This window comes from Desulfomicrobium macestii, from assembly GCF_014873765.1.
Classification (GTDB): domain Bacteria; phylum Desulfobacterota; class Desulfovibrionia; order Desulfovibrionales; family Desulfomicrobiaceae; genus Desulfomicrobium; species Desulfomicrobium macestii.
Map to the genome: position 1 here is coordinate 50,937 of NZ_JADBGG010000008.1, position 15,062 is coordinate 65,998.

The window sequence follows — 15,062 nt, forward strand, 5'->3', positions numbered from 1 at the left end:
GATCAGGCGGTGGGATTCAGGAAGAAATTGAAATCCAAGGCCAGACATTGAATTGCTTAGCCCTGACCATTCCGGAAAAAATGGAGTTTATCATTTAACTGACTCCAAAAAATCAAGATTCAAAGTTAGATCCCAGTTTCACAGTTTCAATGCTGCTTTCAGGGTTGGCGAGCAGACTGGAGCCCGAGGCGGACCCGTTGATGTGTTTTCCGACGCCCTGCTGCACGTGGTGCGCAAAGCTCTGGCCACAGAAGCCGTGCTCGAAAAGAAAATGGCGACTCTGGCGAACTGGGCTGGAAAGACAGCGACATCCTCGATGCGTGCGCCCAAGGCACCGCCATCATTGATATGTCGTACCTGATCAAGGCCTTTGAGAAGTAGGCCAAAGCCCGGCCGAACTGGCTACTCTTCCTCCTGCTCCACCCCCAGCCGCTCCCACTGCTCCCGGGCTTCGGCCTGCGCCGATGCGATCCGTTCTGCCTCCCAGGGTTCGATGACCAGCGCTTCGGCCACAAGCTGCCAGATGTATTTCACCTCGTAGGTGCAATCGGGGTAGAATTTGGGGATGCGGCGCATGATCTGGTCGCGGCAGTTGGAGCAGCCCACGACCACCACGTCCGCGCCCGAATCCTTGATCTGCTGATATTTGTAGCGCGCGTGCCAGGCCGACTCCTGCTCGAAGGGCATGGGCCACATGCCGCCGCCCGCTCCGCAACAGAAATTCTTCTCGCGGGTCGGGGTCAGTTCCACGAAATCATCGACGCAGGCCGCCACGATCTCGCGCGGTTCGTCGAAATAGCCCTTGCCGTAATGCGCCGCCAGTTCGCGGCCGTGCTTGCACGAATCGTGAAAGGTGAAACGCCGGCCCTTGTGCACGCTCTTGTCCAGGCGAACGCGGCCCTCGCGGATCAGTTTCAGAAGATAATCGTAGAGATAGACGAAATCCACGGCACTGTCCGGATTTTCCGCCGCCAGCGCGCTCATGCCCTTGCGGCAGCCATACGAACCGCCACCGCAGTCGGGCATGATCATGGTTTTTATGGCGCAGGACTGCATGTATTCGATCTTGCGGCGGGCAAGCTCGCGATTGCCGTCATAGTTGCCGGTGAAGAGCGCCCAGTCCACGGCCTCCCAGCCGGTGGAGGGCACGGTCCAGTTTTCGCGGGCGGCGTAGAAAATCTTCCACCACCAGAACTGGTCCTCGAAATCGCCGTAGACTTCCTTGGAATTGGGAAAAAAGAGGATGTCCGCGCCCTTCTTGTCCACAGGCACATGAAATCCCGGACATTCCTGAGCCAGGTCCCGGCCCAGGTCGTACATGCCGCCGAGGTAGTCTTCCCGGCTGATGGCCAGATTGTTGCCCGTGGCCAGATTGTTGGCCATGCCCTTGTGCAGCGATCCGGGAACCGCCTCGCGCGGCCGCAGGCTTTTCATGTGGGCCATGACTGACGGAATGTCGATGCCCGCCGGACAGACTCCCGCGCAGCGGCCGCAACCCGTGCACAGCCAGGGAAAATTGGAAGCCACGACTTCATCCGCCATCCCATTGGCCAGAAGACGCATGACCTTGCGCGTATCCCACCCCGCCATGCCCGGCGTCCCCGTGATCGGACAGCCATTGGCGCAGGAGCCGCAGACCATGCAGGCTGAAAAATCGAACCGCTCCAAAAAGGAGCGCAAATCCGGACTCATGAAACAAGATGGAGTGCTCATGGCTACCCTTGCCCAAAAAAAATTATCACACACACAATTTTGTGATTAAAATTATCTTTCAGATATTTTCACAAGTCAACATGATATGTTCGTTTTCGAAAATGGCAACGGGTCACTCAAACTTCGAAATCCGCCAATTTTGGACGATCATCAGATCAGAATAAAACTTGTTATCATAACTGAAAGATAAAAAATGAGAATACGTATAAATGAGTATTCTTCTCTTCGCGCTCTTGAATTTTTAAGTATTTCAAGCTAGACGCGCAAACAAGAACGTCCACCCTCCAAATCCAAGGACCGTCTATGCGCATCGGACTCGCCACTGCCCCCGTTCCCATGTCGATGGAGCATTCGCTCCGGAACATCCTCGATTTCATGGACCAGGCCGCTTCTTTTGACGTGGACCTGCTCTGTTTTCCCGAAGCATATCTGCCCGGAATGCGCGGCCAGCATTTTTCCATTCCCCTGTGTGAACAAGCAGAGCTGCGCGAAGCCTTGGAGATGGAGTGCAAGGCCGCGGCCGACCATGAAATGGGAGTCATACTGCCCATGGAATGGCCTTCGGAGCAAGGGCGCTACAACCTTGTACAGGTTATTTCACCCGAAGGCAGGATCATGGGACGCCAGTGCAAGACCCAACTCGATCCAGGCGAAGAAGGAATTTATATCCCCGGCCGGGGGCGGCAGATTTTCGAAATGAACGGAGTCAAGTTTGGAGTGGTCATATGCCATGAGGGATGGCGCTACCCGGAAACCGTCCGCTGGTCGGCCTGCCGGGGAGCCCAGATCGTCTTCCATCCCCAATGCACCGGCAGCAACACGACCGGACGCACGTCCCAGGCCTGGGGAGACCCGGACGGCCCCTATTACGAGATGGCCATGGTCTGCCGCAGCGTTGAAAACGGCATCTTTTTCGCCAGCGTGAACTATGCCCTCGATTACCAGGACTCGGCCACCAGCCTGGTCGCACCCGACGGCTCCTGCCTGGCGCATCAGCCCTACGGGCAGCCGGGGCTTCTGGTCCAGCAACTGGAGTTGGAACTGGCCACGGGCCTGCCCGCCAAGCGCTACGCGCCGGACCGCTACTAGAACACGTCCTTCACGAATCGAGCCCGAACTTCTTCATCTTGCTGCGCAGGGTGACCCTGGTCACCCCCAGCACGCGCGCGGCCTCGCTCTTGTTGTTGCCCACCTGCTCCAGGGTGCGTGCGATGGCCTCGCGCTCCGCATCCTCCAATGATTGCCCGCCGGACGGACCCGTGTCCGACTTCGCGGACCCGCGCAGAGTCGCGGGCAGGTCATTCTCCGTGACGAATTCGCCCGGCGAAAGGATGACCGCGCGCTCCACCACATTCTCCAGCTCACGCACGTTGCCGGGCCAGTCGTAATGAAGCATCAGGTCCATGACTCGGGGTGAAAAACCGCGATAGCTCTTGCGGTTGCGTTCAGCGAAGCGGTGCAGGAAATGCCGGGCCAACAGGGGAATGTCCTCGGGCCTCTCCCTGAGCGCGGGAACACGCAGGGCGATGACGTTCAGGCGGTAATACAAATCCTCTCGAAAGCCGCCGTCCCGGACTTCCGCCTCAAGGTCGCGGTTGGTCGCGGCGAGAACCCGCACGTCCACGCGGATGGATCTATCGCTGCCCAGGCGCTGCACCTCCCCCTGCTGCAAGGCGCGCAGGAGTTTGGCCTGCAACCCGGGAGCCATCTCTCCGATCTCGTCCAGAAAGAGGGTGCCGCCGTCGGCCTGCACGAACCGTCCGTCCCGCTGACGCTGCGCCCCGGTGTACGCCCCCTTTTCATGCCCGAAGAGCTCGCTTTCGAGCAGATTTTCCGCCAGGGCCGCGCAGTTGACCGTGACCATCGGTCTGGCCTTGCGCGGACTCCCCTCGTGCAGCGCCTTGGCCACCAGCTCCTTGCCCGTGCCGGATTCGCCCAGGATCAGCACGGATGCTTCGGATGGGGCCACGGCCCGGATCATGGCCGTAAGCTCGCGCATGGGGGGCGAGTCGCCGATCATCTCCGAAACCGGGTCCGCCGCGCCGCCGGCCCCCACCACGCGCTGAGCCCCGCCCTGCTCCAACGCCCGTTCAAGGCCGGTGCGCAGCTCGTTAAAATCAAGAGGCTTGTGCAGATAGTCCAGAGCTCCGGCTTTCAGGGCCTGGACCGCGACGTCCACGGAAGAATAGGCGGTCATGATCAGCACGGGCAGATAGGGGTTGTAGCTCTTTATCCGGCGCAAGGCCTCGATCCCGTCCACCTCGGCCATGCGCACGTCGGTCAGGACCACGTCGTAGGCGCGCTCGCGCACCCTGGTCACGGCCATGGCCCCGTCATCCGCCGTATCGACCTCGTATCCCCAGCTGCCGAGCATGGCCACGAGCATGGTCATGTGGGCCCGGTCATCATCAACCACCAGAATTCGCGCCTTCATCGATTTTCTCCCTTTACAGGCAGATCAAGGGTCACTTGCGTGCCCTGCCCCGGCTCGGACGCAATCCGCACCTGTCCGCCGTGGGCCTCCACCATGGTTCTGACCGTGGCCAGCCCAAGGCCGGTCCCTTGATTCTTGGTGGTGAAATACGGGTCGAATATCCTGTCCAGATCCTGCGCCGGGATTCCGTGGCCGGTGTCGCTCACCCGCAATTCAAGCCGGTCCTTCACGCGCTGCGCGGAAACGGTCAGGACGCCTCCTTGCGGCATGGCCTGGATGGCGTTCAGGAACAGATTCAGCAGGACTTGCAGCATGCGGTCCGGGTCGAGAGACTGTTTCTCAAGTTCCGCGATCCGGGTTTGCACGGCGATGCCCTTGCCCTGGCAATCACCTTCCACGAGCTTCAGGGCATGCCGGACAAGGTCGGACACATCGGTGGGCGCAAGGCGCGGCTGCGCAGGGTGGGTCAGCTCAAGCAGCTCGGTCACGACACGGTTCAGGCGGTCGACCTCGCCGATCATGACCTCGGCCAGTTCCCGATCCTGGGTCCCGGCTTCGAACTTGGCACCGAAATAGGTGGCAAAGCCCTTGATGGAGCTCAAGGGATTGCGGATCTCGTGGGCCACTCCGGCGGCAAGGGTGCCAAGCGCGGCCAGGCGTTCCTGCCGGGCCACCTCTCTTTCAAGCCCAGCCACCTTGCGTCGCCAGAAAAGCGTGACCGCTCCAGCAAAGGCCAGGGCCAGGCCAAGGCCACCGGCCATGGCCAGGGTCAGGACATCCTTGCGAACGGCGCGCAGATAGAGCGAGGCGTCAAGGCCCACTACGATGAGCGTGTGCTCATCGACAGAATTCGGGAAGGCTTCGTGCATCATGCCGCCATGCATGGCGCGCCGGGGCGGACGGGAATAGCGATAGACCACGAAGAGCGGATCATCGCCGGGCTGGATGATGGCCCACGCGGGCTCCGTGGATGCGGGCAGGGCGGATAACGCCTCCGCCGTGACGCCGCTGCCGGGCTCGGCCTCGCTCAGGGCCTCGAAGCGCCCTGCCGCGTCGATCAGCCCCAAAAAGCGCAGGTCCCCCTGCCGGATCATCTCGTCCATGAGGAAACGCAGGCGGAACTGCCTCCCCTCCTGCCCGCGCATGCCCATGCGCCGGGCGGCCTCCACGGACCGGATCAAGGTCTCCCCCTGGGTGGTCAGGATGCGGGCGATGGTGCGCTGCTCCCGCGCGCGTCCCTCCACGGCGAGCCAGATCAGGATCGCGGCCGCCAGCACCGCCGGCACAAAGAGGACCAGACCGCGCCGCCGCCAGAAAATGGATGTCGAAAGAGGTGCCTGATTGGTCATTGCCCGTGCCGTCCTTGAAGCGAGGCGTGCCCGGCACGCCTCGCGGTCTGATTGTCATTCTTGAACATGGAAACTACCAACGAAGCCCACGTCTAGCAAATACCCTGCCTGCCCGGTCATGACAGGCACCCCTCGCTGTTTCCCTTGACGTTGACGGACTCCAGGAATCCTCGCCCACGCGCGCATTGCCACGCAGGAAAGGATTTCGTAGGCAGGCCGAAAAGGAGCGCATCATGAGCCTTAACGAACTGCAGGAAGATGTCGATGCCTGGGTAAAGACAATCGGGGTTCGCTATTTTTCCGAGCTGACCAATCTTGGCATTCTCATGGAAGAGGTCGGCGAGGTGGCCCGCATCATGACCCGCCGTTACGGAGACCAGAGCTTCAAGGACAACGAGAAAACCGATTTGGGCGACGAGCTGGCCGATGTCCTTTTTGTGCTGACCTGCATCGCCAACCAGACCGGGGTCGATCTGACGGACGCCATGCGCCGCAACCTCGAAAAGAAAACCCTGCGCGACAAAAATCGCCACAAAAACAATCCAAAACTGCATTCGGAGTGAACCTGGTCAGAATCTGACCAGAAGCTTCAGGCAGGTGGTCAGATTCTATCCGCTCTCACGAGGCCCGAAATAGCACAATCAACAGTCGTAGTTTTAAAAATCAAATAAAACAGCAAGTTGAAGAACAAAACCCACTCTGGCACGCCCCTTGATATCCTCTTTGGTACATTCGCTAATCAAAACCATTTGGAGGATCTCATGAAAAGAACGACAAGCATCGCAATCCTGGCCATTTTCGGCATCATCGTACTCAGCACCCTGACTTTCGCCGGCCCCATGCGCGGCAACGGCGGCATGGGTGGCATGGGCGGCGCCGGGGACTGCACGGGCCGGAACATGAACCCTGCCATCCAGCAATTGCCCCAGGAAAAGCAGGACCAGCTCAAGAGCATCCTGGACGAACACCGCAAGGACATGGCCCCCATGCACAACGCCATGTGGGAGAAGCACACCCTGCTCAAGGCCCTGTCCGGCAACCCCAACACCAAGCCTGAAACCATCACCGCCCTGGTCGGCGAATTGAGCGACCTGCGCGTCCAGATGCAGACCAAGCGCGAAGCCCTGCAGGCCAGGGTGAGCAAGGAAATCGGCATCGACCTGCCCATGGGTTTTGGCATGCATGACCGCCGGGGCAAGGGCGGACATGGCCGTGGCCACGGTGAATTCGGCCAGCGCGGCATGGGCCGGGGCATGAATCCCGGCATGAATCCTGGCATAGGTCCGGACATGGTGCCAGCCCCGAACGACGCTCCCGCCACTCCGGGCGCATAAGGCACATCAAGCAAATCCCTTCGCACTCAGGGCGACATCGCCTGCCGGGCGGCCTTCGGGCCGCCTTTTTTGTTCTTGCCCACTCGGGCGAGGGGGCCTATAGGCCCGAACCATGAGCCTTTTTTCCAGCAAATCCCTGCCCCAGCCCAAATTTCTGCCTATGACCCGCCATGAGATGGACCAGCTTGGCTGGGACGAACTTGATGTGCTCCTGGTCAGCGGCGACGCCTACGTGGATCACCCGTCCTTCGCCATGGCCCTTCTGGGCCGGACGCTGGTGGCGCATGGACTGCGCACCGGCATCATCACCCAGCCACGCTGGAGTGATCCCGAGGACATGCTTGTCATGGGCCGCCCGCGTCTTTTCGCCGGGGTCTCGGCCGGAGCCATCGACTCCATGCTGGCCCACTACACCGCCTTTCGCAAAAAACGCTCCGAAGACGCCTACACGCCCGGCGGCAGGGCCGGAGCCAGACCTAACCGGGCATGCATCGTCTACACCAACCTGCTGCGGCGCGCCTTTCCGGGATTGACCGTGGTTCTGGGCGGCATCGAGGCTTCGCTGCGGCGCATCACGCATTACGATTTCTGGACCGATGCCCTGCGCAAACCCATCCTCCTTGATGCCAAGGCTGACGCCGTGGTTTACGGCATGGGCGAACGGGCCATCCTGGACATCGCGACCCGATTGCAGGCAGACCGAGATTTGAGGGGCATCCCCGGCACCGTCATCGCCGACGGCGATCTCCCCGCAGATATCGAACTTCCCAGCCACGAAGACATGCTCGCCGACCCCAAGGAGTTGATGCGGGCCACCCTCCTGCTCGAAAAACAGGTCCACGACGGCACGCAGTGGGCCGTGCAGCGCGTCGCCAACCGCTCCATCCTGATCGCGCCGCCGGCCACGCCGCTGACCACGGCTGAAATGGACAGGGTCTACGCCCTGCCCTACGCCCGCAAGGCCCACCCCGCCTACAACCAGCCCATCCCGGCCGAAGAGATGATCCGCGACTCCGTGACCAGCCATCGCGGCTGCGGCGGGGGGTGCTCGTTTTGCACCCTGGCCCTGCACCAGGGTCGACGCATCGCCTCGCGCAGCCGGAACTCCATTCTGGACGAGGTCCGCCGCATGGCGGCAAGCCCTGACTTCAAGGGCCATGTCTCCGACGTCGGCGGCCCCAGCGCCAACATGTGGGGCGCGTATTGCGACAAGGAAGGACAGCCCTGCAAACGGGCAAGCTGCATGACGCCCACCGTTTGTCCGCATTTCAGCATGGACCAGAAGGCCCACCTCGATCTGCTGCGCACCCTGCGCCGCACTCCTGGCGTGCGCGGCGTGCGCGTGGCCAGCGGAATTCGCTTCGACCTGGCCCTTAAAGACATGGTCGCCCTCGGCGGCTATCTGCGTGAATTCGTGGGCGGCCAGCTCAAAATCGCGCCCGAGCATGTCTGCGACCACGTCCTGCGGCTGATGCGCAAACCCGGCAACCGCGTTTTCGAGGAATTTCTGACCATCTTCGCCCGCGAATCGAAACAGGCGGGCAAGGAACAATACGTCATCCCCTACCTGATGAGCGCCTTCCCGGGCACCACCGACGACGACATGCGCGCCCTGGCAGGGTGGCTCGGCGCCCGCGGCTGGAAGCCAAGACAGGTGCAGTGCTTCATCCCCATCCCCGGAGCCGTGGCCACGGCCATGTATCATGCGGGCATCACGCCGGAAGGCAAACCCGTCCATGTGCCCCGCACCGACGAAGAACGGCTGCGCCAGCATCGCATCCTGCTCCCGCCTGAAGACAGGACTCCCGGACGTCCCATGGACGCAAGGCGCGAACCTCGCCCGAAAAGCTGCGCGAACCGTTGTGCGGCGCCTTCGCGAAGTGCCGGCCCCGCAAAGAAAAAATCGGGCCGCAAAAAGAAATAAAGAAGTTCCCTTCCTTCGGACAGTTACCCGGCTTACGCCCTTCTTTCCCTGACACGCAGGGCGTGGAGGACATTTTTTGTCCTTTGATTTTTATGCACATTTTTCAAGAAGAGAATTGTCTTTTTCTGGATTTGACTGTAATATCAAATAGAAGAAGATTCTCGCAGGAAGCCCGGACCTGGCCGGCAATCGGGCGAGGACCAAACGTGGCCGAGAGACCGGCGAAAGATAATTTTTTTTTTAAGAACATGAAGAGAATAACTTCCCATAGTTCTTGATTTTTATTATGAAGTTCTGAATTTTCATGATGGACCGCGTCTTTTGCCCCAAGTCACAAGTCTTGGACATTGCCCGGTCTGACTTGAACAAATGCCCCGGCGTCCATGAACCATCCCTTGAGGATCATGAGTTTTCCCGAATCGCAATCTGGAGCGAACAATGAACAAAAGCGAACTTATTCAGTCCCTTGCCGAAAAAATCAAGATTTCCAACGATGAAGCTTCCACCATCGTGGACAGCTTTTTCGACTCCATGCGCGACGCCCTGCTGCGCGGAGACCGGATTGAAATCAGGGGGTTCGGCAGTTTCAAAATCAAGCAGTATGAAGGATACGTCGGCCGCAATCCCAAGACCGGGGAGTCGGTGCAGGTCAAGCCCAAGAAAATGCCTTTCTTCAAGGCCGGCAAGGGTCTGCTCGACTATCTCAACGGTTAGCCCGTTGACATGAGGGGCCGTTTTGACGCAATTGCTCGCGGCACACCTTAATAAAAGACTGCAACCTGATCGTCCCGAATAGGTTGAACGTCTTTTCATGGAGCTTCGGCATTGCATTCCGTGATCCAACGCGTCGCTGCTATTCATGATCTTTCCGGGTTCGGAGGGGGGTCACTCTCGGCTGTGATCCCCATTCTTTCAGCCCTTGGAATTCAGGTCTGCAGCCTGCCCACAGCCATCCTCTCCACCCACACGGGCGGCTTCGCCAACTTCCATTTCCGCGACCTGACCTCGGACATGCGCTACATCATCGACCATTGGCGCCAATTGTCGCTGTCCTTTGCCGGCATATACTCCGGATTTCTGGGGTCGCCGGAACAGATCGACATCGTCAGTGATTTCATAAAGACATTCCGCACCGATTCCACCCTGGTCGTGGTCGATCCGGTGCTTGGCGATGACGGAAAGCTTTACGACACCATGGACAGATGCATGGTCGACGGCATGCGCAGCCTTGTCGCCTCCGCCGACGTGATCACACCGAACATCACGGAGGCGGCCCTGCTGCTGGACAAGGCAGGCCCTCCGGTCATCTCGGGAACCAAGGAAATAAAGATTTGGGCCCGCGCCCTGGCTGATCTCGGCCCACGCTGCGTCATCATCACCAGTGTTCCCGAAGAGCACGGCCGGGGCACGTCGGTCGTGGCCTTCGACAAGGACGCCAGCCGCTTCTGGAAGGTTGCATGCCCATACATTCCTGCATGTTACCCCGGCACTGGAGATATTTTCGCCAGCGTGATAACAGGTTCTCTGTTGCAGGGCGATTCTCTGCCCTTGTCCCTGGACCGGGCCGTGCAGTTCGTCTCCATGGCCATCCGGGCCACCTTCGGCCACAATTTTCCGGAACGCGAGGGAGTCTTTCTGGAACGGGTGCTCCCGAGCCTTAACGCCCCCGTGTCCATGAGCAGCTTTGAACTGATATGACCGATCGATACCGCGGAATATTCGTCAGCGACCTCGACGGGACATTGCTGCGGAACGGCCGGATCTCCGATGGCGATCTGCGGGCCTTCAGAGGGCTGCGCGATCAGGGGATAATGCGCGTCATCGCCACGGGGCGCTCGCTGTATTCGGCCAGGGCCTGTCTTGCGGATGATTTTCCGGCCGATTACCTGATCCTCTCGACCGGAAACCAGATCGTGAACTGGCCGACGCAGGAGGTCATGCGCTCGTCCTTCATGACGGGGCGTGAAGTGCAGGATATCTGCCGTTTCCTGTCCGGGCTCGGACTGAGCTTCATGGTGCACGATGAATTTCCGCACAGCCATCGTTTCGAGTACCACCGGGGGCACGGAAACGTCGCGGATTTCGATCGACGGCTGGCCCTGTACGCAGACCACGGACGGGAAAACACAGGCTCGCGCGAAATGCGCGCCGCATCCCAGATCGTGGCTATCGTTGACGGAAACGACGCGGCAATGCATGACCGCGTCAGCCGGGAACTGGGGAATCACAGCGTGATCAGGGCCACATCACCGCTGGATGGACAGTCCGTGTGGATCGAAATCTTCGCGGCGGATGTCTCCAAGGCCTCCGGCATAATGCATCTGGTCGATCATCACGATCTGCACGGAGCCCCAAGCGCGGCCATCGGCAACGATCACAATGACAGGGACATGCTCGAACTGGTACAGATGTCCTTCAAAGTCGCTGACGCATTTCTGGATAATGAAGGCAAATACATTACAACCCCGGAAAACAGTGACGCAGTGGCATTTGCCATCGCGCACTACATGGAAAGATTCCATGCCGGCATGACGGAAGCATGAAAAAAATATTGGCCGTCCCCGCACTGCTCGGGGCAACATCGCTTGATATCGTCAAGAACGTGGGACAGTGGGGAGTCTTCTCCCTGACTGCTGTTCTGGGCATGATCCACATGCGCCGCCTTCTGCCCAAGATTCTCCACGACATACATTTCATTGGCTTCAAGTCCCTGAACATCATCATTCTCGTGGCCTTCTTCACGGGCATGGTCCTTGGACTGCAAGGCTACTACACCCTGATCAAGTTCAGCGCCGAAGGCATGCTCGGCGTGGCCGTGGCCCTGTCCCTGGTGCGTGAACTCGGGCCGGTGCTGACGGCGATCATGCTCATCGGCCGGGCCGGTTCGAGCATCAGCGCCGAGATCGGGATCATGCGCATCTCCGAGCAGATCGACGCCCTTTCGACCATGGACGTGGACCCTGTCCGCTATCTGGTCACGCCCAAGATCATCGCCTCGCTGATCTGTTTTCCGCTCCTGACCGCGATTTTCGATTGCGTGGGCATCCTGGGCGGTTATTTTTCCTCCGTGCTCCTAAGCTCCCGTTCGGGGATCTTCTTCAGCAAAATCCAGTCGAGCCTGCTCCTGTCCGACGTAACCGGAGGGTTCGTCAAATCCTTTGTCTTTGCCTTCATCGTCATCACCATATCCTGCTACTGCGGATATTACACGCACCAGAACCAATCCAGCGCCGGTGCGGAAGGCGTGAGCAACTCAACGACATCCGCCGTTGTCCAGTCATGCGTTTACGTATTGGTCTCCGACTACGTCATAACGTCTTTTTTGATGTGAGCACATGAGCAGCACAACACCTCTCATTCAACTGCGCAATATTTCGAAGGCGTTCGGCGGCAGGGAAATCCTGCGGGGAGCGACTCTCGACATCCAGCGAAACGAGATCACCGCCATCATCGGAAAGAGCGGCGGCGGCAAGAGCGTCCTGGTCAAGCACATCATCGGGCTGATCACCGCCGACAGCGGGGAGATCATCTTCGACGGACTTCCCTATTCAACCATGAAGCGAAAGGATTTCTCGGCGATCAAGAACCGCTGCAGCTACATGTTTCAGAACAACGCGCTCTTCGATTCCATGACCGTGTTCGAGAACATCGCCCTGCCCCTGCGGGAAAAATTCAAGCTCGGCAAAAAGGACCTGGAAGACAAGGTCCGCGCACGCATCGAACAGCTCGAACTGACCGAAGTCGCGCAGATGTATCCGAAACAGATTTCCGGCGGCATGCAGAAACGCGTGGCCCTGGCGCGGGCGCTGGTCACGGAACCCGAGATCATCTTTTTCGACGAACCGACCACGGGTCTCGACCCCATCCGCAAGAAGACGGTCTTCTCCATGATCCACCGCTACCATGAAAAGCTCAATTTCACGGCGGTGATCATCACCCACGACATCCCCGACATTTTCTACATCGCGCACACCGTGAACATTCTCGACGAGGGCCGGATCATCTTTTCCGGATCGCCCGTGGCCCTGGAACAGTCCTCGGACCCGGGGCTTTACACCTACACTCACGGCCACGAGATGCTCATCGACGAATTGACGGGCCTGCACAACAGGCTCTCGCTCATGCGCAAGGTCGAGGCCTTCGGGGCCGAAGCCCAAGGCTCCGAGCAGCTTGTTCTGGTCACGGTCAGGCTTCTGGGCATGAGGACCATGATGGACTACAAGGGAGACCTTCTGGCCCACGCCTTCATCAGAAAGCTGGCCAAGTTCGTGAGTTCCTTTCTGCCCGAGGGTGCCTGTGCGGGCATGTTTTCCAAGGAAATTCTGGTCATTGCGGCCAAGACCACAGACGAGTCGACACTTGAGCTGTTTCTAAGCCAGCTTGAGGCATTCTTCACCAACCTGACCATTGAAACATATTGTCACAAGCACAGACTTCAGGTCGAGATCGGCGGCGCGCTGGTAACCCAAGGACTGAGCGCCTATTCGGCCATTCAGGAAGCACTTGCAACATCCAAGAAGTACGTATGAAGACCAACAACTCCTCCCTGCACCTTTCCATCGGCCTTTTTGTCATCGTGGGCCTCGCCTGCACGGCCTATCTGGCCATGACCCTCGCGAACACGACTTTTTTCGCCGGTGACTCCTATGAGATCACGGCCAAATTCACGGCCGTGAACGGGCTAAGAGCCGGCAGCAACGTGGAGATTTCCGGCGTGGCGGTGGGCAAGGTGTCGAGCATCTCCCTGGACCAGACCCTTTACCAGGCCGTAATTACCATGAACATCGACAATTCCGTGGGGATTCCCGTTGACTCCACGGCGGCGATCAAGACAAGCGGACTCATCGGCGACAAGTACGTGAGCATCATCCCCGGTGCCGATGATGTCCTCTTGAAAGACCAGGAAATCCTTATGGATACACAGGCAGCCCTCGATATTGAGGAAATGATTTCTAAATATGTATTTGGAAGTGTCGACAAATGAGAATTCTGTTTCTTTTCATCATCCTGCTCCTTCCCGCGCCCGCCGTGTCGCAGGACAACCCAACAAGCTACATCCGCGCCAACGTCGACAAGGTAGTGAGCATCCTGACGTCTCCGGAATACGAGTCGGAAACGAACAAAACCGAACAATTGCGTCAGATCGAAGCTGTGGTCGACAATTTTTTTGACGCCGAAGAACTCTCCAAGCGTTCCCTGGGTCAATACTGGAGAATCTTCACTCCCGAGCAGAAGCAGGAATTTCAGCCCCTGTTCCTGAAACTCATCAAGCAGGTCTACCTCAAGAAATCCATCACCTACAATGACGAGGTGGTGAATTACAACCAGGAGATCATCAAGTCGGATACCCTGGCCGAGGTCCATACCACAATAACATCCCCCAACCTGAACATTCCGATCATCTACTACATGATCAGAAAAGACGTTTCGTGGAAGGTCTACGACGTCTCGGTGGAAAACGTGAGCCTCATCAAGAACTACCGATCCCAGTTCCGGAGCATCCTGCAAAACAATTCGCCCGACAAACTCATTGCCACCTTGAGGGAAAAAACCAATGAATAAGCGTCTTCTCCTGCTCTGCCTGACCTTGTGCGTGATCCTGCTTCAGGGATGCGCCGGCAAGAAATCCAGCTCTGCCCTGAATCAAGACGTGGCGGCGGGTCAGGAATACGAGGAAACTTACGGCGAAGGCGAAGGAAATGGGCCCTACCCCGACCATCTGGAAGGTTTCAACCGGGGAGTCTTTTCGTTCAACGACGGTTTCATCACCTACGTGTTCACACCCATCGACACGGTCTACACCGGATTTTTCCCGCCGGACATACGCACCGGATTCGGTAACTTCTACCGCAATCTCGGGTATCCCGTGCGTCTCATCAACGCCCTCCTGCAGTTCAAGTTCGACAAGATGGCCAAAGAGACCGCGTCCTTCGCCCTGAACACGTTTTTCGGCGTGGGCGGCCTTTTCAACATCACCCACAACATGCCGAGCCTGCAATCCTCCCCCGAGGATTTCAGCCAGACCCTGGCCTTTTACGGCCTGGACTCAGGCACGTATCTGGTGCTGCCCATCCTCGGGCCGACCACCCTGCGTGATGCCGTGGGCTCCGTCGCGGACTCCTTTGCGCACCCTCTCTCCTTCGTGACCCCGGACAGCGCAAAGTACGCACTGATCGGACATGACAGGGCCAACTCGGCCTCGGCCAAACTCCCAGCCTACAAGAGCATCAAGGAGGAATCCTTCGATCACTACACGAGCATGAAGGACGTCTATTTCCAGTACAGACTCGGCCTGGAGAAGGAATGAA

The 15,062-nt window shown here is 58.9% G+C and carries 15 protein-coding genes; 12 read left to right on the forward strand and 3 right to left on the reverse strand.

Features of this window, described 5'->3' with window-relative positions; all coding sequences use genetic code 11:
- Positions 1-402 precede the first annotated feature (402 nt).
- The gene (locus H4684_RS06935) at positions 403-1,713 is read right to left on the reverse strand and encodes a (Fe-S)-binding protein (RefSeq protein ID WP_192623262.1); all 1,311 of its coding nucleotides are present in this window, start codon (positions 1,711-1,713) and stop codon (positions 403-405) included.
- A 303-nt stretch (positions 1,714-2,016) separates the two neighbouring features.
- Between H4684_RS06935 and H4684_RS06940 the strand changes: the two genes are divergently transcribed.
- A complete protein-coding gene (locus tag H4684_RS06940) occupies positions 2,017-2,802 on the forward strand; it encodes a carbon-nitrogen hydrolase family protein (protein WP_192623263.1) in 786 nt (261 codons plus the stop codon).
- A gap of 10 nt (positions 2,803-2,812) precedes the next feature.
- On the opposite strand, the gene H4684_RS06945 is transcribed toward H4684_RS06940, so the two are convergent.
- Positions 2,813-4,147: a sigma-54-dependent transcriptional regulator gene (locus H4684_RS06945; protein ID WP_192623264.1), complete on the reverse strand. Its 1,335-nt coding sequence runs from the start codon at positions 4,145-4,147 to the stop codon at positions 2,813-2,815.
- Entirely contained in the window at positions 4,144-5,496 is a 1,353-nt protein-coding gene (zraS, locus tag H4684_RS06950) for a two-component system sensor histidine kinase ZraS (RefSeq protein ID WP_192623265.1), read from the reverse strand. The genes H4684_RS06945 and zraS overlap by 4 nt, the downstream gene beginning before the upstream one ends.
- Positions 5,497-5,729: 233 nt before the next feature.
- On the opposite strand from zraS, the gene H4684_RS06955 reads away from it, so the two are divergent.
- The 11 genes from H4684_RS06955 (at position 5,730) to H4684_RS07005 (ending at position 15,061) form a co-directional block, all read left to right on the forward strand.
- The gene (locus tag H4684_RS06955; protein WP_192623266.1) at positions 5,730-6,059 is read left to right on the forward strand and encodes a nucleotide pyrophosphohydrolase; all 330 of its coding nucleotides are present in this window, start codon (positions 5,730-5,732) and stop codon (positions 6,057-6,059) included.
- Between the two features lie 198 nt (positions 6,060-6,257).
- Positions 6,258-6,830: a periplasmic heavy metal sensor gene (locus H4684_RS06960; protein ID WP_192623267.1), complete on the forward strand. Its 573-nt coding sequence runs from the start codon at positions 6,258-6,260 to the stop codon at positions 6,828-6,830.
- A 112-nt stretch (positions 6,831-6,942) separates the two neighbouring features.
- A complete protein-coding gene (locus H4684_RS06965; protein ID WP_192623268.1) occupies positions 6,943-8,754 on the forward strand; it encodes a YgiQ family radical SAM protein in 1,812 nt (603 codons plus the stop codon).
- Positions 8,755-9,192: 438 nt separating this feature from the next.
- Entirely contained in the window at positions 9,193-9,468 is a 276-nt protein-coding gene (locus H4684_RS06970) for an HU family DNA-binding protein (RefSeq protein ID WP_092193878.1), read from the forward strand.
- A gap of 111 nt (positions 9,469-9,579) precedes the next feature.
- Complete coding sequence (locus H4684_RS06975; protein ID WP_092193879.1) at positions 9,580-10,452, forward strand: pyridoxamine kinase; 873 nt, start codon at positions 9,580-9,582, stop codon at positions 10,450-10,452.
- A complete protein-coding gene (locus H4684_RS06980; RefSeq protein ID WP_192623269.1) occupies positions 10,449-11,297 on the forward strand; it encodes an HAD hydrolase family protein in 849 nt (282 codons plus the stop codon). Before H4684_RS06975 ends, H4684_RS06980 begins: the two co-directional genes overlap by 4 nt.
- Complete coding sequence (locus tag H4684_RS06985) at positions 11,294-12,085, forward strand: MlaE family ABC transporter permease (RefSeq protein WP_092193881.1); 792 nt, start codon at positions 11,294-11,296, stop codon at positions 12,083-12,085. The genes H4684_RS06980 and H4684_RS06985 overlap by 4 nt, the downstream gene beginning before the upstream one ends.
- A 4-nt stretch (positions 12,086-12,089) precedes the next feature.
- Positions 12,090-13,283: an ATP-binding cassette domain-containing protein gene (locus tag H4684_RS06990; RefSeq protein WP_192623270.1), complete on the forward strand. Its 1,194-nt coding sequence runs from the start codon at positions 12,090-12,092 to the stop codon at positions 13,281-13,283.
- Entirely contained in the window at positions 13,280-13,738 is a 459-nt protein-coding gene (mlaD, locus tag H4684_RS06995; protein ID WP_192623271.1) for an outer membrane lipid asymmetry maintenance protein MlaD, read from the forward strand. Before H4684_RS06990 ends, mlaD begins: the two co-directional genes overlap by 4 nt.
- A complete protein-coding gene (locus H4684_RS07000; protein WP_192623272.1) occupies positions 13,735-14,316 on the forward strand; it encodes an MlaC/ttg2D family ABC transporter substrate-binding protein in 582 nt (193 codons plus the stop codon). Before mlaD ends, H4684_RS07000 begins: the two co-directional genes overlap by 4 nt.
- On the forward strand, positions 14,309-15,061 hold the full coding sequence (locus H4684_RS07005; RefSeq protein ID WP_092193885.1) for an MlaA family lipoprotein: 753 nt from the start codon (positions 14,309-14,311) through the stop codon (positions 15,059-15,061). Before H4684_RS07000 ends, H4684_RS07005 begins: the two co-directional genes overlap by 8 nt.
- Position 15,062 lies beyond the last annotated feature (1 nt).